The organism is Enterobacter sp. BIGb0383 (assembly GCF_003751845.1).
Classification (GTDB): Bacteria; Pseudomonadota; Gammaproteobacteria; order Enterobacterales; family Enterobacteriaceae; genus BIGb0383.
Genome location: NZ_RJKQ01000001.1, coordinates 112,563 through 133,391, shown reverse-complemented (window position 1 = coordinate 133,391; position 20,829 = coordinate 112,563). Strand labels below are relative to the sequence as shown.

Here is a 20,829-nt window from a genome sequence, read left to right as displayed (position 1 = left end):
GCATCGGCAGCATACTCCTGTAAATATCAGGCCCCATCAGGCATAAAAAACCAAATACCAGGCAATTAATGAATTAAATTGCTGAGGTATTTTCCATTTGAATATATTGCACCCTGCCGGACGTTACCCGGACGAATAAGAAATCGTGTTACTTCGAGGGTGTTCAATATGATGTCTACATTTAAAAAATCAGTTTTGGCCGCGATCGGCGTGGCCGCAATGATCTCAGGCGCTTCGGCGGTAGAAGGCAGTCTGCATTCAGGGCAAAACCTGACCAACGTGAGTATCGGTCTAGGGCAAGGATCTACCGCACCCTAGAGCCATACACGCTGAGCCGAAAACGGCACCTGCGGTGACAAACCCGCCTGCGCCAAAGCAGGTATCCGCCCCGGCGCGGACGCTGCGCAAGTTTGCCTCCGCCATTCGAAAAAAGTGGTAAGAAGCAGACAGATATCGCTGAACTTGTTAGGGTCGTGTTGAAAATAAGCCGCCGCTTTTACGCTATGCTATTTGCATCGCGCCATCGTTGCGTTTCGCTCCGACTAATGAGTTTCCCATGCCCGTACAGTTTACCCTGAGAGTCACCGCCAAAGCCCTGCGCTTAACAAAGCGTATTCTGCTGTGCCTGCTGGTCTTGCTGGTGATGTTTCTTCTTGTGCGGATCTACGAAACGGAAAGAGGCCCGGCGCTGCACCCCTGGCATAAATGGGTGCCGGAAGAGATGAGCGAGAAAGAGATCGATCGCGCCAGCTTCAGGGAGTATCAGGCCGCAGAAGACAACCTGTTTCGCGAGATGAAAAGCGAGGTGACGGAAAAACTCAGCGCCGATGAGAAAACGCCGCTCAATCGCTATTACGAAGGCAGCCTGGTCTATCCGGAGACGTTTACCCGGGACTGGAACCGCTCTTATATTCTGATGCCGGAAGGAACGCCACGCGGCGCGGTTGTGCTGCTGCACGGCCTGACCGACACCCCTTACAGCCTGCGTCACGTTGCCGAAAGCTATCGCCAGCGGGGTTTTGTCGCCGTCGCTCCGCGCCTGCCGGGTCACGGTACGGTGCCCGCTGCGCTCACCCGGGTTGACTGGGAAGACTGGATGGCCGCCACCCGAATGGGCGTGCGCGAGGCCACCCGTCTGGCAGGCCCGTCAGTGCCGCTGCATATTGTCGGTTTTTCCAACGGCGGCGCGCTGGCGATGAAATATGCCCTCGATAGCCTGGATAACAAAAGCCTGCGTCGCCCCCAGCGCATTGTCTTGCTCTCACCGATGATCGGCGTCACCAGCTTTGCACGTTTCGCCGGTCTGGCCGGGCTGCCGGCTATTTTCCCGGCCTTCGCCAAAGCAGCCTGGCTGAATATCGTCCCGGAGTTTAATCCGTTTAAATATAACTCTTTCCCCGTTAACGCCGCCCGTCAGTCGTATCTGCTGACCCAGGCACTGCAGCAGCAAATTCTGAAATATTCTAAAGAAAAAAACGGCAGCCGCCTGCCGCCGGTGCTCACCTTCCAGTCGGTGATGGATTCGACGGTCAGCACGCGGGCGGTCGTGAACTCCCTGTATAACTATCTGGGCAACAACGGCAGCGAACTGGTGGTGTTTGACCTCAACCAGGCCGTCAGCTTCCGTCCGCTGTTCCGCCACTCGTCCTGGACGGCGATTGGCAACCTGCTGCCTCGCGCCCCGCGACAGTACACCACGACCCTGTTGACCAACGCGTCACAATCCTCGCTCAATATGGTGGCCAGAACCACGCTTGCCGGGCAAGACCACGAAAGCGTGCAGCCGCTGGCGCTTCAGTATCCGCCGGATATCTACTCCCTTTCCCACGTGGCGGTACCCTTCCCGGTCACCGACGCGCTCTACGGCAGCCAGCCGGAAAACAACGCCTATGGCGTTAATTTCGGCACCATCAGGATGCGCGGTGAAACGGCCGTGCTGGTGGTCGGCCTGGAGTCCCTGATGCGAGTGACCTCTAACCCCTTCTTCCCCTGGATGATGGAACGTATCGAACGGGATATTCCATAAGCTACGCAACACTCTCTTTTCCAGCCTGACTGCGGGCCCGCGCCCGCACCTCTCGACATGATGCAGATCACACTTCTTTAACTCACTGAAAAGACTTACTGATAAAGCGGATTATTACAAATCCATATAATTCAACACGTTAATTATTTCCCTTAAAAAACCTCTGCTTTCAAACATTAAACATTCTTTACATATCATTTTCGATAATGATAATCAGTGTCGAAAATATTCTTATTACGTGAACTTACTCTCATTTCGCGCTTTACCGCTGACGGGTTCGACGGCGCGGTGTGCATCGCGACGAAATGACACAGGGAAACTGAACGGATGACCTTCCGTTCACAGGATCGCCCACAGATGGCGGTCGCGATGATAAAAATGAGGATAGTTGGTATGAAATTGAAGCCTTTATATGGAATGATCCCGCTGCTGTTAGCCTCTCCCCTCTATGCCCAGCAAAACACGGGCGAAGATGAGATGGTGGTGAGCGCCTCGCGCACCAACAGTGAAAAGAAAGACTCAGCGCAGGTGACCCGCATCATCACCGAAAAGGAGATAGCCCAGCAGCGTCAGCTGACCTCCGACACCTCGCAGATCCTCAGCAATCTGCTGCCCTCCTTCTCTCCGTCGCGGCAAAAAATGAGCGGCAGCGGCGAAACCCTGCGCGGCCGTATTCCGCTGGTTATGATCGACGGTATTCCCCAGTCGAACCCGCTGCGCCCGACCGGGCGTGAGATGCATACCGTTGATGCCTCCATGATCGAGCGCATTGAGGTGATTCAGGGGGCCAACGCCAGCAACGGCGTGGGCGCGACCGGCGGGGTGATTAATATCATCACCAAACGCGCCAAACCCGGCAGCCTTAATCAGCACTTTAGCGTCGAGGCCACCTCGCCCACGTCTGAGCTGAACGGCAATACCATGAATTACAAGACCAACTACAGCGTCAACGGTAGCGAAGAGTACATCGACTACCTGTTTGCCCTCAGCTATGAAGATCAGGGTCTGTATAAAGATGCGGACAATCACGCCATCGGCGTGGATAACACTCAGGGCGATCTGATGACCTCCCGCGCCTGGGATATGATGGCGAAGGTGGGCTACTGGCTGGATAACGATCAGCGTATCCAGCTCAGCCTTAACCGCTACCAGATTAAAAACAAAAATGATTACCGCAGCGTCACCGGCGATCGGGAAAAGGGTATTCCGACCACCTCTGAGAAAGGCCGCCCGATCGGCTCCGCGCCGCACAACGATGTCTGGAGCCTCGGCACCACCTACGATAACTACAACCTTGCCGGCATGAAGCTGACGGCGCTGGCGTTTTATCAGCGCTATGAAGCCCTGTTCGGCGCCACCAACTCCGGCACGTTCCAGGATCCGGCGATTGCCCCAAGAGGCACGCTGTACGATCAGTCCCGCGCGTATACGGAAAAGTACGGTACCAAACTGGCGCTGACCAAAGAGGATATCTGGGACGATCGCATCAAGGCGACGATTGGCTTCGATACCCTGTTTGATAACTCGAAACAGGATCTCTGGTCGACCGGCCGTACCTACGTCCCGGAAATCAACTACACCGATTTGTCGCCCTTTATGCAGCTCGAGTTTAGCCCGCTGGAGTCCGTTAAGCTCAGCGGCGGCGTGCGCTATGAGTATGCCCGCCTCAAGATCGACAGCTATCAGACGGTCGCGGCCAATAACGGGGTCACCGTCGAAGGCGGCACGCCGTCCTTCAGCGAGACGCTCTACAATGCCGGGATTGTCTGGAACCCGATTGAGCCGCTCAGCCTGTTCGCCAGCTACTCCGAAGGCTTCGCCGTGCCGGACGTGGGTCGCGTCCTGCGCAGCATCAAAACGCCGGGCGTCCAGCTCGACAACTTCTCCAGCCTGCAGCCCATCGTGACCAAAAATAACGAAGTCGGCTTCCGTATCCAGCAGGCACCATTCGACCTGGAAGCCAGCTACTACCAGTCCACCTCGAAGCTGGGTAGCCGCGTTGACCTGGAGGGCGATGCCTTTGTTGCCCGTCGCGAAAAAACCAAAATCGACGGGATGGAAGTCACCGCCGGTTACGCGGTAAATGAAGACCACAAACTCAACGTCTCCTGGTCCCATATGCGCGGCCGCTACGACAGCGACGCTAACGGCAGCCTTGATGCGAAACTCGACGGTCTGAATATCGCCCCGGACCGCATTATCGCCAGCTGGTCCGCCAACTGGACGCCGGAGCTGAGCACCTTCCTGCAGGCGAACTGGGCTCTGAGCAAATCCTTCGACGATAAGGATAAAGAGTTCAGCGGCTATACGCTGGTTGACGCTGCCGTTGGCTATAAACTGCCTTACGGTAAAGTGAATCTGGGAATTAGTAACCTGCTGAATAAACAGTATATTACCTACTATTCTCAGAGCGCACTGGTTGAGCCGGATCGCTACTTCTCAGGTCGTGGCCGGACGGTAACGCTCGGCTACGGCATCGACTTCTGATGCCTCCGCTTTTTAATCCTTGTATGAACCGCCGCCGACTCTTGCAGTCGGCGCTGCTTCTTTCGGCCTTCCCGGCGCTGGCGGAGCAAAAAGCCGCCCCTCGCGTGGTATCCCTCTTTCAGGGCGCGACCGATAGCCTGGTCGCGCTGGGCGTGCGTCCCTGCGGGATCGTCGAATCCTGGGCCGAAAAACCGGTTTACCACTACCTGCGCCACGCCCTTGACGGCGTCCCGCTGGTGGGCCTGGAAACCCAGCCCAGCCTGGAAAAAATCGTGTTGCTGAAGCCGGATGTGATTGTCGCCTCCCGCTTTCGCCACCAGCAGATTGCCCCGCTGATGGAAAAAATCGCCCCGGTGGTCATGCTGGAGGATATTTTCGAATTCAAACTGACCCTCGCTACACTGGCGGAGAAGCTGCAGATGCAGTCCGCCGCTGCGGCCATCCTGCACCACTGGCAAACGCGCAGTGACCGAATACGCGAGACGCTGCGCCAGCGTTTTGGCCAGCAGTGGCCGCCGCAGGTGTCGGTGATTGAGGTCCGCCCGGACCATATTCGCAGCTACGTTGCCGGGAGTTTTCCCGGCGGAGTGATGTCGGAACTCGGCTTTACCTGGAACGAATCCGCCCGACAAACCACCAGCCCATCCCTGCGCTTCAGCAATATGGAGAGTCTCCCGGTGCTGGATGCGGATCTCTTTTTTATTCTGCTGCGGGCACAGAGCCCGGCCATCGAACGTCAGTATCAGACCCTGCGTAACCACCCCCTCTGGCAGCAGCTGCGGGCGGTGAAACAGGGCCAGGTATGGCAGGTCGACAGCGTGCCCTGGAGTTTATCCGGTGGCATTCTCGGTGCCAGCCTGATGCTGGGCGATATTGAACGGCATCTGCTCGGCGGAGAAACAGAATGACGCTGATCCATAAAATGGCGCTTGCGCTGCTGGCGCTGCCGGTCTGCATGCTGCTCAGCCTGATGACCGGTCCGCTGTGGATCGCTCCCGACGTGGCCTTGCGTGCCCTGCTGCACCCCAATCCCCTCGATGCTACTGACATAATCGTGCGCACCGCCCGTCTGTCGCGCACGATAATGGCGGTTTGCGTCGGTGCCTGTCTGGCGGTTGCCGGGGCGCTGATGCAGGCCCTGACCCGGAACCCGATGGCCTCGCCGGGCCTGTTCGGCGTGAACGCCGGGGCCACCTTTTTTATCGTGGCCTTCGGGGCCATGCTGAGTCTGAGCCACGCCTGGAGCACGCTGACGCTGGCATTTTGCGGCGCGACGGTGGCCGGGGTGCTGGTCTGGGCGGCCAGCCAGGCCAGCCACGGTCGGCTTAACCCGCTGCGTCTGGTTCTGGCGGGCGTCGCTATCAGCGCCCTGTTTACCGCCTTTAGCCAGGCCATTCTGGTCATGAATCAGGAGAGTCTCGATACGGTCCTTTTCTGGCTGGCGGGTTCCCTTACCGGAAACGATCTCTCCACGCTGATGCCCGCGCTAATGGCCTCCCTCGCCTTTTTAGTGCCGGGCCTGCTGATTGCCAGGCAGATTAACGTCCTCAACGCCGGGGATGAGATCGCCCGCGGACTGGGGCAAAACATTGCCCGGATCCGACTCTTTGCCAGCGTGCTGGTCGTTGGGCTTGCCGGTTGCGCTGTGGCTATCGCCGGTAATATCGGCTTTGTCGGACTGATCGTGCCGCATATTGCCCGCCGTCTGTTTGGCGCCGATCATCGGGTACTCCTCCCCGCCTGCGCCTTGCTGGGGGCCATTTTGCTGCTGCTGGCGGATATCGCCGCCCGGATCATTCTACTGCCGCAGGAGTTGCCGGTCGGCGTGATGACCGCGCTGATTGGCGCGCCGTTCTTTATTCTGCTGGCACGTCGGGGAGGCTCCGGTGAGTAAACCCGTTATCTTTCGCCTCGGTGCGTTCTCCCGCCAGTGGGCCCCGCGTCTGCCGCTGATGCTCTTCACCACCCTACTGGTCACCCTGCTGCTGGCGCTGTTTTCTCTCTCCTGCGGCGAGGTGTGGATCCCACCCTGGCGCGTGGCGATGCTGCTGGTCAGCCAAAGCGACACGCCGGAGGGCTTTATCGTCAACCAGCTGCGCCTGCCGCGTATGGTGCTGGCGCTGCTGGTCGGCGGCGGACTGAGTCTGGCCGGGCTGCTGCTACAGAATATGGTGCGCAATCCGCTGGCCTCGCCGGACCTGATGGGCATCTCCGCCGGAGCCAGCGCCGCCGCCGTGCTGTGGCTGGCCCTGTACGGCGCAACATACCTGCCCTTCGCGGCGATGGCCGGGGGCGCAATGGCCGTGTTGTTGGTGTTTATCCTGGCCTGGCGCCAGGGACTGACGCCGCTGCGGCTGGTCCTGACCGGGGTAGGCGTCTCGGCGCTGGCCGGAGCATTGACCACGCTGGTTCTGGTGTTCAGCCCGCTCACCACCACGCTTTCAGCCTGGGTCTGGCTGAGCGGCAGCGTCTACGGTGCCGGATGGGAAAAAGTCAGGCTGCTGATGGGCGTCTACGTCCTGGCCTTCCCTCTGCTGGTCTGGTGCGCCCGTCACGTGGTAACGCTCCAGCTGACCGACGGCACCGCAACCAGCCTCGGCGCACGGGTGCAGGTCAACCGTATTCTGCTGTTGCTGGTCTGCGCCATGCTGGCCGGGGCCGCCATTGCCACCGGTGGCGCGATGGCGTTTGTTGGCCTGGTCGCTCCGCATATCGCCCGGCTACAGGTACGTAACGGTTTTGTCGGCCAGGCCTGGGTCGCCACCCTGACCGGCGGCACCATTGTGATGCTGGCTGATGTGGCGGCCAGAGTCTTGTTCCAGCCGGTGGATCTCCCGGCGGGTATTTTTGTCGCCGCTTTTGGCGCGCCTTTTTTCCTCTGGCTTTTGCTCAGACAACGCGCCTGACTGATTGAGGTATATGTGTCGTTATCTACCCAACACCTGACGCTCGGCTATCAACAGCGTTCAGTGATAGAAGATTTGACCCTGTCGATACCGGCGGGGAAAGTGACCGTGCTTATCGGCAGCAACGGCTGTGGCAAAAGTACTCTGCTGAAATCCCTGGCCCGGCTGATGGATCCGCAAAGCGGTGCGGTGATCCTCGACGGCATCGATATTCATCAACGCCCGACGGCGGAAATCGCCAGAAAGCTGGCAATCCTCACCCAGATGCCCACCGCGCCGGAAGGGATTACCGTGCGCCAGCTGGTCAGCCTGGGGCGCTTTCCTTGGCAGAGCTGGCTACGCCAGTGGTCGCCGGAGGATGAAGAGTGCGTGGAGCAGGCTCTGCACCTCACCGGCATGCTGGAACTGCAGCATCGCCCGGTCGACGCGCTCTCCGGCGGTCAACGTCAGCGGGCGTGGATCGCCATGACCCTGGCGCAGAATACGGATACCGTCCTGCTGGATGAGCCGACCACCTGGCTCGATCTCGCCCACCAGGTCGAGGTGCTGGATCTGCTGCGCCGCCTGAATCGTCAGCACGGCAAAACCATTATTATGGTGCTGCACGATCTTAATCTCGCCTGCCGCTACGCGGACCATCTGGTGGCCGTTCATAACGGAGGCGTCTGTGCCGAAGGCCCGCCACAGGCGATTATGGATGAGGCGCTGGTGAAAACCGTGTTCGATCTGAACTGCCGGATTATTCCCGATCCCTTTTTCCATACGCCTCTGTGTATCCCCTTCTCACGCGAGGAGAGCCATGACGCGCACGGGGCTGACTGAGGCCCAGTGGCATAGCCTGAGTCATACCTTTCGCCTCAGGCCGGGAGAGCAGGCCGACGCCCGCAGCTTACCTGCCCGGGAGTGGCTTGATGAAGAGCGCAGTGAAGCCCTGCTGGCCAGGCTGGCTCCCGTGATTGGTGCGCCCGATGCCGCGATCGCCGCCTCCCTGCTGGTGAAGCGCCTGGCGTTTCTGGTCACCGGCAACGTGCTTTATGCCATGACGGTCTTTAATCAGGGCCTGCGGCTCGATCTTAACCGCACCCACCTGGAATATGCTCACGATAACGGTCTGTGGACCTCGGCGCTGCCGGTAGACGATCTGCGGTTCATACCCTGCCCGTCAGACAACCGCGAAGCATGGCGCGAGGCCACCGTCGCCGCCCTGTTTGCCGGTTTTTTCGCCCCCCTCTGCCATGCCCTTTCCCGCAGCAGCGGTCTGCCCGTCACCATCCTGTGGGAAAATATCGCCGTACGTGTCTACTCCCTGTATGAGGGCCGGATGGCTAATCTTGATGCACAGGCGGAGCGCCGTCGTCAGGATGATTTCGCCTGGCTCACAGAGCGGGCCTCACCTGCGCTGTTCGGGCTGGACAATAACCCCCTGAAACGCTTTCGCCGCCCGGCGAAAAAGCTCCCTGAGGGACAAGGTTATCGCCGGTTCCGTCGCACCTGCTGCTTTTACTATAAGGCGTCAACGCCGGTGGAATACTGTCTTAACTGCCCGCTGAACTGCGCAAAGCCACAGTGAATGCGGTTTGAGGGGGAATGAGAGGATTATTCGAACTCGCCTTCCTGGCGCATCTGCTCGGCCCAACGCTGGGCGGCGGCTGGCTCGCTAAAGGCCTGGGAACGGTGAAAGCGATTCTGCATTAGCACGAAGGCGACATACTTTCCGCGCAGTACCCAGACGTCACGAAACCCTTCCACCTTCGAGGCATGATCAGGCGGCGCGGGTTCGACACGCGGCACATAGCTGATAATACGACGGTTTTGTTGGCGATGCGGTTTCATAAGCGGCTAATTCACTAAAGCAGTTACCCGTTAAGGAAACGTCTATCATAGCCGATCCGCGGGGCCTGCGTCGCGCCCCGCGTGCTTTCTTCTGTGTTTCTGCGCGCTTAGCCTCAAAGGTCGGTGTACGTCCCCAGCCGGAAACCCCGCTCGGCTACCGCATATTTCAGCGCCAGGGCGGTCAGCACCTCCAGCTCCGCAAGGCGCGGATAGCAGTAGCTGCTACCCATGACCACCTTGTCGATAAACGCCGGATGACACATCACCTCCAGGGAGCGAGCCCCGCGCTGAACCGCCTCATCCAGCACCTGCAGAAACAGTGCTTCGGAGATAGCGTCCCCGTAGAAACCGCTGGCAAAATAATCGCTGGTCAGCAGGTTATCGACCGACAGCGCGTGCTGAGCCACCGCCTCGCGATCGACCCGCAGGGGGATCCCTTTCCGGCGGGCAAAATCGGCCACCAGGGGGAAGATCTGCGGCATCATATGCACGTGGTGATGACTGTCGATATGCGCGGGCTCATAGCCAAACAGGCTGACAAAGCGGCAGAACTGCGCTTCCAGCTCCCCGGCGATCTCCTCCAGCGGCAGCGGCCCCTGTTCCGCCTTCTGCCAGATCGCTTTTCCCAGCCGGCCCTCCGGGGCCAGCTCCGGCATCGTCGTCAGAGGCGCGCCCAGGGTCAGCACAAAGTGCATCCCCACGGACAGGCCGGGACAGCGACGGCTAAGCGCCGCCGCATGTTCGCCCGCTTCGCCGTTAACCAGCGCGGTGGTCGAAGTGACCAGTCCGTTATTGCAGGCTTCAATAATGCCGTAGTTCTGCCCCTTGCTGAGGCCAAAGTCATCGGCGTTGACGATCAGTAAGCGTTGCATCCTTCCTCCTTACTGGCGCAGTTTCTCAACGGCTGCGGCAAAATTCGGCAGCCATTTTTCATGGGCGAGGATCATCTCCCGGGCCAGTTTTTCCGCGTCGCTGTCAGACTGTACCAGCGGGCTGAGATTCAGCGCCAGCAGCACGTCGTTTAGCTCACCGCTAAGCGCGGCTTTGGCGGCAGCGATCTCAAAGCCTTTGATGGTATAAATCAGGCCCAGCACTTTTTCATCAAAATGGGTCAGGCGCGGGTGCGGCGTCGCGCCGTTGCGGCCGAGAATGCAGGTCATTTCGACCGCCCAATTGGCCGGGACATTGTCAATGTGACCATTATGCGGGACGTTGACGTAGTGCTCTTCCTGCTTGTCGTTATAGATGGCGTTAATGACTTCGCAGGCGGCATCAGAGTAGTAAGCGCCGCCCCGCTGCTCCAGCGCCTTTGGCTTAACGTTGAGCGTCGGGTCCTGATACAGCGTGAACAGCTCTTTTTCAACCTGCTGCACCACCTGAGCGCGCACACCGCCCTTGTAGTATTCCCCCATCTCAATGGCCAGCATCTCTTTCTGCTTGAAGTAGTAGAGCAGATAAGAACAGGGCAGCAGATTGAGGGAGCGGATCAACCCTTCACTGAACGGCAGATCGAAGATATTTTTCACCGAGCCGGCGACCAGTCTGCCGGAGGCCACGCCGTCCAGGAGCTCGGCGAAGCGCGACTGGCCGTTCACCAGCACCTCGCGGATAAACACCATATGGTTCAGGCCAAACAGATCGATGGAGAGCGTATCCTTCTCATCCAGCGCCAGCACGTCACGAATAAACATTTTCATGCCAATCGGAATATTGCAGACCCCGATAAAGCGACGGAAATCTGTATGACGGTAAACGGCTTCGGTCACCATGCCGGCCGGGTTGGTAAAGTTAATCACCCAGGCCTGGGGGCAAATTTCCTCCACGTCTTTAACGATGTCGAAAATCACCGGAATGGTGCGCAGTCCTTTAAACAGACCGCCCGCACCGTTGGTTTCCTGCCCCAGATAGCCGTAACTCAGCGGAATACGCTCGTCCAGCTCCCGCGCCTTTAGCTGGCCGACGCGCAGCTGGGTGGTCACAAAGTGGGCACCTTCCAGCGCCGCACGGCGATCGAGAGTTTTATAAACCTTTAGCGGCACCCCGGCCTTTGCCACCATCCGCTGACAGAGGTCGTAAATAATATCCAGCTTGGCTTTCCCCTCTTCGACGTCCACCAGCCACAGTTCACTGACCGGCAATTCATGATAGCGTTTAAGGAAACCTTCGAGTAATTCCGGGGTATAGCTGCTGCCGCCGCCAATGGTCACGACTTTCAGATTCTGGCTCATTTCTTTCTCCCTTTCGGTGTCGCGGAGATAGCACGGCCCCTTCGCCGCTGCTGTCGCGATGAATTAATAAGGATAGACATAGTGCTGCGGAACCGCGTCCCGCAGGCGATCAGTTAATTTCCGTCAGTTTCTTGCGATAATTACTCGGCGTAAATGACGTGAGTTTTTTAAAGGTTTTAATAAACAAGCTCGGGCTACTGTAACCCGCGTCATAGGCAATATCGGTCACCGAGTAGTTGGTAATTTCCAGCTGCTTTTTAGCGAAATCAATTCGGATATCGTTAATAATCTGCATCGGCGTTTTGGCATAATAGCGCTGGCAGGCGCGGGTTAAATACTCCTGCGATTTTCCCGACAGCCTTACCATCGTCTCCAGCGCCCCGTCGCCAAACTTTGCATTGTCATGCATCACCTCGACGGTGGCTTTTAACCAGGATGGGATGGCATCCTGCACAGGTTCCTCACGATGATGACGCAGGCGATTGATCACATAAAAGGTCACCTGCTCGATAAACTCATCGAACTCGCTGTCGCGGAAATGCAGCGACGCAATCACCGATTCGATATAGCTCAGAAAGCTGTGCTTAACCGGATAAACCTGCGACGCGACAAAGCAGGACGGCAGCAGCGGCTGATAGTGACGCTCGAAGAAGCGTTTACCTATCCCGACATTGAGGATGCGGGTCGGACCAAATTCATAGAAGCTCTGGTGGTGAGAACCCAGCGGAATAAACACAAAATCCCCACGCTCCAGCAGCACCCGCTTGCCGTTAATGACCTGATAGTAGCGACCCGTCAGCACGATAGTGAACTCGTAATAATCGTGCTGATGCAGGCCGCTGATGCTTTCGGTTTTGTTGTAGATAAACACGTGAAAATTTTTGCCGTTAAACAGCTGCTGCTCGCGGGCGGTGTTAATTTCCATTGTGCTCATCTCAACGACTCCTCGGGGTGAAAACTTAGTGTAGCTTCTCGTGAAGCTCAATCAACTCACAGACCAGTTCCCGCGCCAGCATCGAGGTCATCAGATGATCCTGGGCATGAACCAGCACCAGGCTCACCTTCATTTTCCCCTCGCCTTCATCGCTTTCTATCAGCTGAGTCTGTACCCGATGCGCCTCGCTCAGCGCCACGCGTGACTGTTCCATCGTGGCCTTCGCCGTGGCAAAGTCGCCCTGCTTGGCCTGTTTCAGGGCGTTGTACGCCAGGCTACGGGCGTGGCCGGAATTAATGATTAGCCCCATCACCACTTCTTCAAGCGCGTTCTCTTCAGTCTGTTCGTCGGTAATCGTATCCAGATCAAACACGGCTTATCTCCTTATCTTCAGAATTTCAGGGCATTCGCGATATCTTCTTCGCTCTCTTCCTGCTCGATTTTGCTCTGGGCCTTATTGGATATCACCACAAACGGCAGGTAGACCAGGGTCGCAACGCCGAGGTTAAACAGGGCCAGCAACAGGGCTGCGATACTGCCGTTGGTATTAAAGAAGGCGCCCAGCCCGGTCGGCATTGTCCAGGGGGCGATATTGGTCACCGGCGGAATAATGCCAAGGTAATACGCCGTCACGGTGATGGCGGCCAGCAGCGGCTGTATCAGTACAAAGGGGATAAACATCACCGGGTTCATGATGATTGGCAGACCAAACAGAATCGGTTCGTTAATCTGGAAGATACCTGACGGCAGCGCCAGTCGGGCAATCTGGCGATGATCCGCACGACGTGAGGCGATAAAGATAGCCAGAATCAGGCCCAGAGTCGCACCGGTGCCGCCGAGGAAGACATAGGAATCCAGCATCGGCTTGGCCCACAGATGGAACGTTTTACCGGCAGCCAGGGCGGCGTCAACCGAGCCGTACTGCTGGTAGGTCGCCACATTTTCCAGCGCCCAGGGGGTCATAATCCCGCTGTCCAGCGCCGCCAGTGCCAGCGAGCCGTGCACGCCAAAGAACCACAGAAGCGAGGTAAAGATAACGTATGCCCAGCCCACCACGCTGCCCATTGCCGCCAGCGGCGTCGAGATGCTGTCCATAATGATCTGGTGGAAGTTGGTGCCGTAGTGTGCCAGCGCCCAGGCGATAATCCCCATCACCGACAGAATGATAAAGCCGGGGATCAGCGCGGAAAACGAACGCGATACCGAGGCGGGGACGCTGTCCGGCAGGGTAATCACCCAGTTGCGGCGGATAACAAAGGCAAACATTTCCGCTACCGCCAGGCCTATCAGGATCCCGGAGATAATATTGGCCCCGCCGAGCCAGTTGGCCCCGACCGCGTAGGCGTCACCCACGCTGTAAGGCGTGACGGTCATAAAGGCGGCAACCGCCAGTAAACCCGCGGCAAGCGGATCGACTTTGCGCTCCTCGGCCAGCGCCATTCCGATAAAAAATGGTGCCATCAGCGACATAATACCCAGTGTACCGTTATACACATTGCCGCCGATGGCCTTAAACCCATTCAGGGTTTCAATGGTCGAGGGATCTAACCTGACACCTAATGAGAAGAAAAATGAGCCTTCACCAAAACTTAAAAACACGTTATTGATTAAAACAAACATCGCCCCCGCGAGGGTCAACGGCATTAATTTAATAAAGCCATTTTTAATCGCATTAACGTGCGGCTGCTTTCCTATTTTAACGGCAAAAGGAAGGAGTACCTTTTCAAGCGAAGCAATAACTGTGCTCATAGAAAATACCCTTAAAAAACCGCAATAACGTATTGCGGTGGATGTATGTGAAATTGCTCTTTGACGGGAAAATAACGAAATAAAAAAATAAAGTTAGTGCGCAGCCTGCTTTTTAATAGCAGCAACCGCCGCTTTCAGAACCCCTAAACCATCAACCTTGCCGTACAGCGCGGAATCAATCACCTCGACGGTTTTATCCGGCAGCAGACGCTGGATATCGGGCAATAAATAAGCGATTTGCGGCCCCAGCAGAATAACGTCGGCTTCCGGCCCCTTTTCCGCAGCGAAGGTTTCAGAGAAGGCCTCGATCAATACCGGAACCTCATACTTCTCTGCCTGAGCCCGCATTTTGCTGACCAGCAAGGAGGTGGACATTCCGGCAGAACAGAACAGATAAATACGTTTCTTTTCCATATACGCTTCCTCAGATTGCATCGGGTCACCGGCCAGCGGAGAGGGTTCCATCACGTCAGCCACCGAAATGTCGTGGCGTGCTGCGTTGAAACTGAGTATACGGGGTTGCAGCAACAGGGAATAATTCACGTCGGACAGAAATTGTCTCTCATTGACCTCCGCTTATGATTCCGTTCACATTTCTCTTAAATAATTCGCGAAGATAAATAAGAATTGCACCGACAATAAAAAACCGGCCAGTTGGCCGGTTTTCTCTATGCTCAGGCAAAATCAAAGGGTTATTACTGTTTTGGTGCCTGCGGATCCGTATCGTATTCTGCACAGGTCTGGTAGCCAGAGTTGATCACCCGACCGGTATCGTCCAGCGCGACGAAGTAGGTTTCTGTTTTACCTTCGCGTTGACCCAGGATGTAGGTCTGGCAGGTACCACGGGCGTGGATCATGCTGACTTCCGATGAAGGTTTGCCCGCCAGCTGCTCAACCTGAGCCCGGGTCATCCCCTTTTTAACGTCTTTTACAACAGGCTGAGAAAACTGATCTTTAGTACGATCATACGCCGTACAGCCTGCCAGCATCGCCATTACCGCCGCTGCACCCAGAATTCCTGCTACGTTCTTATTCATATTCCGTCCTCTTGTTTATCAGCGTGTAATAAGCCTGGAATAGATAACAATATTTTGCAACCCGGGCAGCGAAACGGCAGATCTTTCGGAAAATTCTTCATCGGGACGGGAATATCGCGAAAGTGGCGCAAATTACAGCGTTCAGGCCGGTGAACCTTGTCGTTTTACCGTCAAAGAGGTAGCTTTACGCTATTGTTCAGGTTGCTAAACGCTAACGATTCAGCAGATGGAGAAGTGAAATGGCTCTGCAAAAAGAGATTATCGAGGCACTCGGCGTCAGGCCGCAAATAAACGCAGAAGAGGAGATCCGCCGCAGCGTGGATTTCCTGAAAGCTTATCTGCAGGCCCACCCTTTTTTAAACGCGCTGGTGCTGGGAATTAGCGGCGGGCAGGATTCCACCCTGACCGGTAAACTGTGCCAGCAGGCAATCAATGAACTGCGGGCAGAAACCGGCAACACTCAGCTACAGTTTATTGCCGTCCGGCTGCCCTATGGCGTACAGGCTGACGAGCAGGATTGCCAGGACGCGATTGGGTTTATCCAGCCCGACCGTGTGTTAACGGTGAATATCAAAGAGGCGGTGCTGGCCAGCGAGAAAGCCCTGCGCGACGCGGGCATCGAGCTGAGTGACTTTGTGCGCGGCAATGAAAAAGCCCGCGAGCGGATGAAAGCCCAGTACAGCATTGCCGGAATGACCAAAGGCGTGGTGGTAGGGACAGACCACGGCGCGGAGGCGGTGACCGGCTTCTTCACCAAATACGGCGACGGCGGAACCGATATCAATCCGATCTTCCGGCTGAATAAGCGCCAGGGCAAACAGCTCCTGGCTCAGCTCGGCTGCCCGGAGCATCTGTATAAGAAAGCCCCGACCGCGGATCTGGAAGACGACCGCCCTTCTCTGCCGGATGAAGCCGCGCTGGGCGTGACCTACGACAATATCGACGACTATCTGGAAGGTAAAAAGCTCGATAGCACCATTGCAGGCATTATTGAGAACTGGTATCAGAAAACCGAGCATAAGCGTCGTCCGCCCATCACCATATTTGACGATTTCTGGAAACGCTAATCCGTCACACCGTCCCGGAACGCCTGCTTCCGGGACGTCGCTCAGTACCCCGGCTGCCAGTTAATTTCACTGAACAACAGACGGCCCTCTTCCTTTAACAGGCGCAGGGTATGTTGCCCCTCCTGCCAGCTGGCACCCTGATCGGCCGTCAGCAGCTTATCGCCCAGTTGCCAGGCACCGCTCAGCACGAAAACGACGCCGCCACGCGAGCCAAAAGTAGTAAAGGTGCGATCCGCGACCCGCACTTTCGCCCGACAGTGGTCGCGCCGGGTAATAATATTCAAATCCATCGACATCCGTCCTTCGGTCAGCTTTGCCTTTACCGGCTCTTCGCCCGCAAAGCTGAACGGCTGATGCCGTTTCAGGGTGTGACGAAAGGCCTTGCCCCCGTCAAGCAGCACCTCGCCCCCTTCCAGCAGCGTGATCACCCGATCGACGCCGGGAAGACTCGAAAACTCGCCGTTACCGGCAATAGAAGCAATACTCGCACGCCAGCTGAATTCTCTGGCTGCCGGTGGGAAACAGCAGATCTCACGCGACTCGCCGGCACCATTACGCCAGAGATTGACCGGCATTTTGCGAAGGTCAAAGAATTCCATCATCACTCCTGAAGGGCGCAACACACCCTGATGCCGTCGCAAAGGCGACAGCAAAAATTATTGTTATCATCAATTCCGCTCAGGTGCGTTATCGGCAGCGGCAGGGATTTGCCTTAGGCTCGCCTCGTCACAAAACGGAAATAATTCTGCTGGTGCTGTGATTAATCCCAGAAAAGGGTTACAGGAGAATAACCTGCTGGATGGCGTAAGCAAGAGATTTATAAAGAAAAAACCGCCGATCCTGCCCACGCCGGGGGAGGCGTTTGTGGGCAGGACCGGCGGTCTTATGAGGGGGCTGAATTACTCAGCAGGTGCAGGCATTTTACCTTCCGGCGCCGGACGTTCTGTCAGACGCTTCTCAAAATTGGCATTAAACTGCTTTTTCTGTTCCGGGGTCAGGATGTTGTAGACCTTGTTCTGGGTTTCCATATGCGCCAGCATTTGTGCTTTACGCTGGGCATCCATCTTGTCGATTTGCGCCTGGGCCTTCGCCTTATCGAAGGTGTCGCTGGCGATCAGGTCGTGCATCGCCCGGCGTTCTTCCACCGGCGGACGCTTCATCTGGTCGCGCTGGCCTTTCATGATCTCGCGAATCTGCTGTTTCTGGGCGTCGGTCAGATTCAGATCTTTAAACATCATCTCGTGATGCGGGCCGGGTTTGCCTTTATGGTGCATCATCGGCTTACCTTCTGCCGGTGCAGCAGTGGTATCGGCGGCGTGGGCCAGATTGGCAGCGCCCAGCGCCAGGGTAGAGGCAACAAACAGTGCAGTTAATTTACGCATATTATAATCCTTACTTTCAGTTCAGCCTGCCGTTGCAGACGCATTATTGCTTCGGCACATTGCCGTGTTGACGAGATTAACTTTACGCTCGCCAGCGTCAATAAATCAGAGCAACGGTAAAACAGTGAAAGTATAAAAAACACTTTATCGGCAATTGTGAGGGAAATAAGGATAAATAGTGGAGAGGGGAAACAAAAATAAACAACAGGATGATAAATCGAGAAATTATGGAGAATGATAACGCAGGCAGTAAAATTAGTCATCAGGTCAATGCAGAATAATCTGTAAAAAACACAGGGCGCAGAAAATGTTATTTCCCCGGCCTCTATGTGAAATTCACGCTTCACTACGACAACGCGCCTGCAGGCGTCAGCCCCCACCGGGCGCGGCCCGGGGCAGGTTAAGCGTTTAAAAAAAAGTGTCAAATGTTACGAGAATGATCATAAAGTTCCCCTCCGCCACGTCGATAATCTATCTGCACATCCCGCACACTGGTGGACAAAGAGTCATGCTCAAAAATATGCGCGTTTTAACAGGCATTATTATCGTACTGATGGTTTTTTGTGTTTTGCAATTGGTTACAGGGGGCCTTTTTTACTCAACGGTCAGCAACGATCGTCTTAATTTTCAACGCTCTGGTCTGCTGAATGCTCAGCAGGAGAACCTGAGCGACAGCGTGAATACGCTGGTTAAAACTCGCGTAACCGTGACGCGCGTGGCGATTCGCTATCTGAAGAACCAGCGCAGCCCTGCGGATATCGGCGGTCTGATTGCGGCTGCAACCGCATCGCTTGGCAACGCAGAGAAAAGTTTTGCCACTTACCAGGCCATCCCGAAGCTGGACGGGCAGGATAAAAATCTGGCCGCGAAGATGGAAGGCGACTACACCCAGATGCATGACGTGCTGAAGAATTCGATTCAGTACCTGCAGAGCGGCAACTATGAAGCCTACGGCAATCTCGACGCGCAGAAGGCGCAGGACGAGATGGAAGCCACCTTTAATCAGTGGCGCGTTGAGAATAACCGCTTCCTGCAGGAAGCCGCAGACGAAAACCAGAGTAGCTTTGCCGGGATGCAGTGGACGCTGGGGATTATTCTGCTGGTGGTGATCGCCGCCATTGTCTTTATCTGGCTGGGCCTGCAGCATCTGCTGCTGAAGCCGTTGCACAGCGTCATGCAGCATATCCGGGTGATTGCCGGGGGCGATCTGACTCACGCAATTCCGTCCAGCGGCCGCAATGAGATGAGCCAGCTTGCCTCAGGCCTGCATGAGATGCAGCAGTCGCTGATCAATACCGTGCGTGCGGTACATAACTCAACGGATTCTATTTATACCGGTGCCGGTGAAATCTCCGCCGGTAACAACGACCTCTCCGCCCGTACCGAGCAGCAGGCTGCGTCTCTGGAAGAGACGGCCGCCAGTATGGAAGAGCTGACCGCGACGGTGAAACAGAACACCGACAACGCGCGCCAGGCCGCACAGCTGGCGAAAACCGCCTCCGATACCGCAGCCCGTGGCGGCGAGGTGGTGAGCAACGTGATTCGCACGATGGATGATATTGCCGACAGCTCGAAGCAGATCGCCCATATCCTGAGCGTGATCGACGGTATCGCCTTCCAGACCAACATTCTGGCGCTGAACGCCGCGGTAGAAGCCGCCCGTGCCGGTGAACAGGGTCGTGGATTTGCGGTCGTTGCCGGTGAGGTTCGTACCCTCGCCAGCCGCTCTGCCCAGGCAGCGAAAGAGATCAAAGGCCTGATCGAGAACTCGGTCAGCCGCGTCAGCACCGGTTCACATCAGGTGGCCGAAGCGGGCGATACCATGAAAGAGATTGTGTCTGCCGTCACCCGAGTCACCGATATCATGGGCGAGATCGCCTCCGCGTCCGATGAGCAGAGCCGCGGGATTGAACAGGTCAGCCTGGCGGTATCGCAGATGGATAGCGTAACCCAGCAGAACGCCTCTCTGGTTCAGGAGTCCGCCGCCGCTGCGGTGGCCCTGGAAGAGCAGGCCAGCCAGCTGCGCCAGGCCGTGGCGGTCTTCCGCCTTAAAGGCGGCCAGGCAAGCGCGTCCGTCAGCGAAACACGTGCGAAGTCGCAGCCGCTACTGCGTCCTGCCGCCGCCTCTGCTGGCAGCAGCAGCGACGGCAACTGGGAAACCTTCTGATGACCTTCCCCCCGACTTCGGTCGGGGGGTTATTCCTCCTGCCACTTCTCCAGCATCAATCCTGCCCGCAGTCCCACCGCCACATTCGGATTCGGGAACAGCACAAACTCCCACGCTTTCTCGACCACCCAGCGACGTTCCCCCTCTTCCGCCAGCAGCGTACCGGCACAAAACGGGGTGAAGTTGAGGGTGTCATCGGACATATGCAGGCGAAAATCCTCGCTCGATCGCGTCAGCTGTTGCACCACCCGATAACGGATCGGCGCGGTCACTGCGCGACGTTCCATTTCCCCCGCCAGCAGCGCGGCCAGCGCCAGCTGAGTGGTGGCAAACTGATGCAGATCGTTGTGACCAAACGGCAGGGCTTTACCCAGCTCGAGCGTGCAGGACAGCGCCGAGAAGCGTTCAGCGCTAAAATGACTAAAGGTCCCGCCGGGACTCTGATGGAACACCAGCGCCTCCAGGCCCGCGCTGCCGAGCCAGTTCAGGAAGCCTTCATCCCAGGGCGACTGTCGCGCAGGCAGTACGCCAAAGCGTGGATGGAGTGAGCCACGGATCGCCGTATGCAGATCCAGATGCCAGCGCGGGCCATCGCTTTCCGGTGCAAAAAAATGCCCGACGTGCGCCTCCAGCCGGGCCGCACGGGCCGTCTCTTCGCAGGGCGGATACTGCTGCCAGCGCTCGCCGAACATGCGATTCATATCGTGCTGTAAATGACGCTTTCCGGCCCGCATCGCCAGCGGATTACCGAAGATCACCAGCAGCCGCAGATGCAGGGGCTGGGTACCGGCGAAGAGCGCCGACAGCAGCCTGTCGACCATCTCTACCGGGGCCGTTTCATTCCCGTGTACGGCAGCGGAGAGGACCAGCGATCCCTCCGCAGGCTGATGCGGGATGAGCAGCAGCACCCCTTCTTCGAGCCACTGCCAGTGAAACTGCGCCGTCTCACCGGATAGAGGATGCGGTGCGACGCCGGTCAGCGTCAGAGCCAAAAAGTTTTCCACGGTGACTCC

Annotated in this window: 20 protein-coding genes; 9 read left to right on the top strand and 11 right to left on the bottom strand. The window is 57.1% G+C overall.

What is annotated here, in order from left to right; translation table 11 throughout:
• Positions 1-556: 556 nt before the first annotated feature.
• The 7 genes from EDF81_RS00685 to EDF81_RS00655 all read left to right on the top strand — a co-directional run bounded on the left by EDF81_RS00685 (position 557) and on the right by EDF81_RS00655 (position 8,989).
• On the top strand, positions 557-2,026 hold the full coding sequence (locus EDF81_RS00685) for a carboxylesterase (protein WP_123345327.1): 1,470 nt from the start codon (positions 557-559) through the stop codon (positions 2,024-2,026).
• Between the two features lie 393 nt (positions 2,027-2,419).
• Positions 2,420-4,513, top strand: coding sequence for a TonB-dependent receptor (locus EDF81_RS00680; protein ID WP_184999437.1), 2,094 nt, complete (start codon positions 2,420-2,422; stop codon positions 4,511-4,513).
• A 23-nt stretch (positions 4,514-4,536) separates the two neighbouring features.
• Positions 4,537-5,421: an ABC transporter substrate-binding protein gene (locus EDF81_RS00675; protein WP_123345325.1), complete on the top strand. Its 885-nt coding sequence runs from the start codon at positions 4,537-4,539 to the stop codon at positions 5,419-5,421.
• Positions 5,418-6,407 carry an iron ABC transporter permease gene (locus EDF81_RS00670; protein WP_123345324.1) on the top strand — a complete coding sequence of 330 codons (990 nt, stop codon included), beginning with the start codon at positions 5,418-5,420 and terminating at the stop codon, positions 6,405-6,407. The genes EDF81_RS00675 and EDF81_RS00670 overlap by 4 nt, the downstream gene beginning before the upstream one ends.
• A complete protein-coding gene (locus EDF81_RS00665) occupies positions 6,400-7,419 on the top strand; it encodes an iron chelate uptake ABC transporter family permease subunit (RefSeq protein WP_260232628.1) in 1,020 nt (339 codons plus the stop codon). The genes EDF81_RS00670 and EDF81_RS00665 overlap by 8 nt, the downstream gene beginning before the upstream one ends.
• Positions 7,420-7,434: 15 nt before the next feature.
• Positions 7,435-8,241, top strand: coding sequence for an ABC transporter ATP-binding protein (locus EDF81_RS00660; protein ID WP_123345322.1), 807 nt, complete (start codon positions 7,435-7,437; stop codon positions 8,239-8,241).
• Positions 8,219-8,989: an IucA/IucC family C-terminal-domain containing protein gene (locus tag EDF81_RS00655; protein WP_123345320.1), complete on the top strand. Its 771-nt coding sequence runs from the start codon at positions 8,219-8,221 to the stop codon at positions 8,987-8,989. The genes EDF81_RS00660 and EDF81_RS00655 overlap by 23 nt, the downstream gene beginning before the upstream one ends.
• 26 nt (positions 8,990-9,015) lie before the next feature.
• Here EDF81_RS00655 and cedA read toward each other — a convergent pair whose 3' ends face one another.
• The 8 genes from cedA to osmE form a co-directional block, all read right to left on the bottom strand.
• Positions 9,016-9,252: a cell division activator CedA gene (cedA, locus tag EDF81_RS00650; protein ID WP_123345318.1), complete on the bottom strand. Its 237-nt coding sequence runs from the start codon at positions 9,250-9,252 to the stop codon at positions 9,016-9,018.
• A 113-nt stretch (positions 9,253-9,365) separates the two neighbouring features.
• Complete coding sequence (gene chbG, locus EDF81_RS00645; protein WP_123345317.1) at positions 9,366-10,124, bottom strand: chitin disaccharide deacetylase; 759 nt, start codon at positions 10,122-10,124, stop codon at positions 9,366-9,368.
• A 9-nt stretch (positions 10,125-10,133) separates the two neighbouring features.
• A complete protein-coding gene (locus EDF81_RS00640; RefSeq protein WP_123345315.1) occupies positions 10,134-11,480 on the bottom strand; it encodes a 6-phospho-beta-glucosidase in 1,347 nt (448 codons plus the stop codon).
• Positions 11,481-11,589: 109 nt separating this feature from the next.
• Positions 11,590-12,414 carry a transcriptional regulator ChbR gene (gene chbR / locus EDF81_RS00635; protein ID WP_123345313.1) on the bottom strand — a complete coding sequence of 275 codons (825 nt, stop codon included), beginning with the start codon at positions 12,412-12,414 and terminating at the stop codon, positions 11,590-11,592.
• 25 nt (positions 12,415-12,439) lie between these two features.
• Positions 12,440-12,787, bottom strand: coding sequence for a PTS N,N'-diacetylchitobiose transporter subunit IIA (gene chbA, locus EDF81_RS00630; protein ID WP_123345312.1), 348 nt, complete (start codon positions 12,785-12,787; stop codon positions 12,440-12,442).
• Positions 12,788-12,804: 17 nt separating this feature from the next.
• Positions 12,805-14,163 carry a PTS N,N'-diacetylchitobiose transporter subunit IIC gene (chbC, locus tag EDF81_RS00625; RefSeq protein ID WP_123345310.1) on the bottom strand — a complete coding sequence of 453 codons (1,359 nt, stop codon included), beginning with the start codon at positions 14,161-14,163 and terminating at the stop codon, positions 12,805-12,807.
• A 93-nt stretch (positions 14,164-14,256) separates the two neighbouring features.
• Positions 14,257-14,706: a PTS sugar transporter subunit IIB gene (locus EDF81_RS00620; RefSeq protein ID WP_260232627.1), complete on the bottom strand. Its 450-nt coding sequence runs from the start codon at positions 14,704-14,706 to the stop codon at positions 14,257-14,259.
• Between the two features lie 152 nt (positions 14,707-14,858).
• Entirely contained in the window at positions 14,859-15,200 is a 342-nt protein-coding gene (gene osmE / locus EDF81_RS00615) for an osmotically-inducible lipoprotein OsmE (protein WP_123345307.1), read from the bottom strand.
• Between the two features lie 239 nt (positions 15,201-15,439).
• On the opposite strand from osmE, the gene nadE reads away from it, so the two are divergent.
• Positions 15,440-16,267: an ammonia-dependent NAD(+) synthetase gene (gene nadE / locus EDF81_RS00610; protein ID WP_123345305.1), complete on the top strand. Its 828-nt coding sequence runs from the start codon at positions 15,440-15,442 to the stop codon at positions 16,265-16,267.
• Positions 16,268-16,308: 41 nt separating this feature from the next.
• Here the strand turns inward: nadE and ves are convergent, their stop codons facing one another.
• Positions 16,309-16,866, bottom strand: coding sequence for an environmental stress-induced protein Ves (ves, locus tag EDF81_RS00605; protein WP_123345303.1), 558 nt, complete (start codon positions 16,864-16,866; stop codon positions 16,309-16,311).
• 300 nt (positions 16,867-17,166) lie between these two features.
• Positions 17,167-17,649, bottom strand: coding sequence for an ATP-independent periplasmic protein-refolding chaperone Spy (spy, locus tag EDF81_RS00600; protein WP_123345302.1), 483 nt, complete (start codon positions 17,647-17,649; stop codon positions 17,167-17,169).
• A gap of 508 nt (positions 17,650-18,157) precedes the next feature.
• On the opposite strand from spy, the gene EDF81_RS00595 reads away from it, so the two are divergent.
• Positions 18,158-19,816 (top strand): methyl-accepting chemotaxis citrate transducer, encoded by a 1,659-nt coding sequence (locus EDF81_RS00595; RefSeq protein ID WP_123345300.1) that lies wholly within the window; start codon positions 18,158-18,160, stop codon positions 19,814-19,816.
• Positions 19,817-19,845: 29 nt separating this feature from the next.
• Here EDF81_RS00595 and astE read toward each other — a convergent pair whose 3' ends face one another.
• A complete protein-coding gene (astE, locus tag EDF81_RS00590) occupies positions 19,846-20,820 on the bottom strand; it encodes a succinylglutamate desuccinylase (RefSeq protein WP_123345298.1) in 975 nt (324 codons plus the stop codon).
• Positions 20,821-20,829: the final 9 nt, after the last annotated feature.

Bases quoted from the DNA above. Each gene is read 5' to 3' on its own strand.
- osmE (WP_123345307.1), bottom strand. From the start codon at position 15,200: ATGAATAAGAACGTAGCAGGAATTCTGGGTGCAGCGGCGGTAATGGCG.
- EDF81_RS00640 (WP_123345315.1), bottom strand. From the start codon at position 11,480: ATGAGCCAGAATCTGAAAGTCGTGACCATTGGCGGCGGCAGCAGCTAT.
- EDF81_RS00670 (WP_123345324.1), top strand. From the start codon at position 5,418: ATGACGCTGATCCATAAAATGGCGCTTGCGCTGCTGGCGCTGCCGGTC.
- EDF81_RS00675 (WP_123345325.1), top strand. From the start codon at position 4,537: ATGAACCGCCGCCGACTCTTGCAGTCGGCGCTGCTTCTTTCGGCCTTC.
- EDF81_RS00595 (WP_123345300.1), top strand. From the start codon at position 18,158: ATGCTCAAAAATATGCGCGTTTTAACAGGCATTATTATCGTACTGATG.
- spy (WP_123345302.1), bottom strand. From the start codon at position 17,649: ATGCGTAAATTAACTGCACTGTTTGTTGCCTCTACCCTGGCGCTGGGC.
- EDF81_RS00655 (WP_123345320.1), top strand. From the start codon at position 8,219: ATGACGCGCACGGGGCTGACTGAGGCCCAGTGGCATAGCCTGAGTCAT.
- chbG (WP_123345317.1), bottom strand. From the start codon at position 10,124: ATGCAACGCTTACTGATCGTCAACGCCGATGACTTTGGCCTCAGCAAG.
- chbC (WP_123345310.1), bottom strand. From the start codon at position 14,163: ATGAGCACAGTTATTGCTTCGCTTGAAAAGGTACTCCTTCCTTTTGCC.
- EDF81_RS00680 (WP_184999437.1), top strand. From the start codon at position 2,420: ATGAAATTGAAGCCTTTATATGGAATGATCCCGCTGCTGTTAGCCTCT.
- nadE (WP_123345305.1), top strand. From the start codon at position 15,440: ATGGCTCTGCAAAAAGAGATTATCGAGGCACTCGGCGTCAGGCCGCAA.
- ves (WP_123345303.1), bottom strand. From the start codon at position 16,866: ATGGAATTCTTTGACCTTCGCAAAATGCCGGTCAATCTCTGGCGTAAT.
- chbR (WP_123345313.1), bottom strand. From the start codon at position 12,414: ATGAGCACAATGGAAATTAACACCGCCCGCGAGCAGCAGCTGTTTAAC.
- cedA (WP_123345318.1), bottom strand. From the start codon at position 9,252: ATGAAACCGCATCGCCAACAAAACCGTCGTATTATCAGCTATGTGCCG.
- EDF81_RS00685 (WP_123345327.1), top strand. From the start codon at position 557: ATGCCCGTACAGTTTACCCTGAGAGTCACCGCCAAAGCCCTGCGCTTA.